Consider the following 2145-nt stretch of genomic DNA (forward strand, 5'->3'; position numbering starts at 1 on the left):
ACGACCGTCAAGCTCGAACGGCAAGCGTTCTCCGTCACTGCCGCTGAAGTTCAGCTTGTTCACGTTGAAGAAGCGATATTTCAGGCCGAGATCCATGTTCGGGCTGATCGCATAGCGCACGCCGGCAATGGCCTGCCAGGCTAGGCCGCTGTCGCTATCCCGGACAATCGCCCCCCCCGCCGCAATATCAGCGTAATACTTGACGCGGGCATAACCCACACCACCGCCGACATAGCCGTTCCAGGCACTGTCATCGCCGAAATCGAGCAGCGCATTGACCATACCCGAGAGAACGGAAACCCGCCCGTCGGTTGGGAACTTGAGCGCGGTCGAAGGCGCGGACAAAGCCGCGTCAATCTTGGTATCGTCGAGGTTTGCGCGCTTATATCCGAGCTCGAGCTCAGCGCGGATCGAACCGAAGTCGTAGCCGCCGATGGCGTCGACATCGTAGCCGCGCTTATGGTTGATGCCGATGGCGTCAGGAATCGTGACGCTCGCACTCGTATAATCGAGCACGGTGTCCTCAACGATCATGCCACCCGCTTCAATGCCGACGTAGCCCGAATGGTCGAGAGCGAGTGCCGGAGTAGTTAGCCCTGTCGATGCGAGCGCCATTACGATGGCGAGCTTGCGCATAATTGTCCCCTTTCACGTGCGTTCTGAAATTGAACTGCCGGAACACATTATGAGAGCACTTGTATCCGCGCAAGGTCACTGTTCATTCAAGTTGTTGCTAAAAAACCTCACATAGTCCGAAATTCACTATCAACCTTCTGGAAAATATAGCTTTTCTTACATTTCGATAAGTCCATGCTGGCGCAGTCCATCGAGGATCAGGCCAATCGCCGTCCGGGCTTCGGAATCAACCGTGGATCCACCCGCCGGGGCCTCAATAGCCGAGCCGCGCGAACCGACCACTTTCAAGCCGTCGACGACCAGTTGCGACCCATTGAGCGTCCCCACGTCCCAGGCGCCGCCGCGATACACCGCGGTCTTTCCGCTGCTCACAACATCGACGCGCATGCCGTCACGGGACAAGGCAAAGCCCTCGCCCTCGCGCGTCCGCAGCCAATCCGGCGCGAACGGCCGCGCGTCCGGAGCCGCCTTGCGGCCGAACCACCAACCCATTGCTTGCTCCTAAAGAAAAACCCCCGCCCAGGTGGACGGGGGTCGCGGCGCTTGCGCACCGGACGAAGGGTCACCCCTTCAAAGTTTAAGCGTCTGCCCTAACCCACGCCCATGATCTGCCGCGCGGTGGCGTGCCACGCCGGCGTGTCCCACAACAGGTTGACGACCACTGCAACCGGAAGCGTCACCGCGAACCAGATCCAATAGGCCCGGTGCACGCTGTGATTGCGGACCACATCCCACACCAGCATCGGCGAGATCGCCAGGATCGTGTACAAATCCACCGACAACGGGCTCGCTGGAATGGTTGTCGGCAGCCAGGCGATGCGGTCGATGCCGGCCGGCAGCGCCATCACCGTCGCCAGGATCATCATCCGTTTGTGCAGCCCCGCATTCCCGCTTCGCGCCCTGATGCCGATCGCCAGGAACAGCGGGAACAAGATCCCGATCCGCAGCTGCAGCAGCAGGATGTTCTCCTTGATCGTGACCACTTCCTGCAACTTCGCCCGCGCATTCGGCGGCGCCGATTGCAGCGCGTTCCAGGTCTCGTGATACATCGTCGGCGCCAAGACGAAGCCGACCGTCACCAAAGCGACCGCCAGGACCACCCCCGCGATACCCAGCTTCATGTGCAACGCCCGCCGGCCGGTCGCCATCAGGGTCGTTTGCGTCAGCAACAGCAACAGGAACGATCCCATCAGCACCGCATGCATGTGCAGCACAGGCGGGAACGGCGGCCGCGCTCCGGCGCGCACCATGCCTATTTTCATGATCGAATCCGGGATGAACCCGGTCAACACGATAGCGATGAACCAGGCCGCCATGAACACGAAAATCCAGCGGTCGATCACATGGGCCCGTGGCGTGCCTGACAAGACGTCGATCCGCGACTCGGTCCCGGTAAATCCTTTTGCAATGGTGGCCATTGGCGTTCCCCCTCGCCCGTGAGACCCGCTCTCGTATCACAACCGCCGCACCCGCGGCACCCCACTCCTGGTTTCGCTCAGCACGGTCATC

General features: G+C 61.1%; 3 protein-coding genes. All 3 read right to left on the bottom strand.

Annotated features, from left to right (window positions below; translation table 11 throughout):
- Nucleotides 1-636: outer membrane beta-barrel protein (locus RMO25_RS13090; RefSeq protein WP_309663043.1), on the bottom strand; the 636-nt coding region annotated here is incomplete at its 3' end.
- 156 nt (nucleotides 637-792) lie between these two features.
- The gene (locus RMO25_RS13095; RefSeq protein WP_309663044.1) at nucleotides 793-1128 is read right to left on the bottom strand and encodes a hypothetical protein; all 336 of its coding nucleotides are present in this window, start codon (nucleotides 1126-1128) and stop codon (nucleotides 793-795) included.
- Nucleotides 1129-1226: 98 nt separating this feature from the next.
- Nucleotides 1227-2054 (bottom strand): hypothetical protein, encoded by an 828-nt coding sequence (locus tag RMO25_RS13100; protein WP_309663045.1) that lies wholly within the window; start codon nucleotides 2052-2054, stop codon nucleotides 1227-1229.
- Nucleotides 2055-2145 lie beyond the last annotated feature (91 nt).

The organism is Sphingomonas sp. (assembly GCF_031361285.1).
Taxonomy (GTDB): Bacteria; Pseudomonadota; Alphaproteobacteria; order Sphingomonadales; family Sphingomonadaceae; genus Sphingomicrobium.

Coding starts and splice junctions, on each gene's coding strand:
- RMO25_RS13100 (WP_309663045.1), bottom strand. CDS start 2,054: ATGGCCACCATTGCAAAAGGATTTACCGGGACCGAGTCGCGGATCGAC.
- RMO25_RS13095 (WP_309663044.1), bottom strand. CDS start 1,128: ATGGGTTGGTGGTTCGGCCGCAAGGCGGCTCCGGACGCGCGGCCGTTC.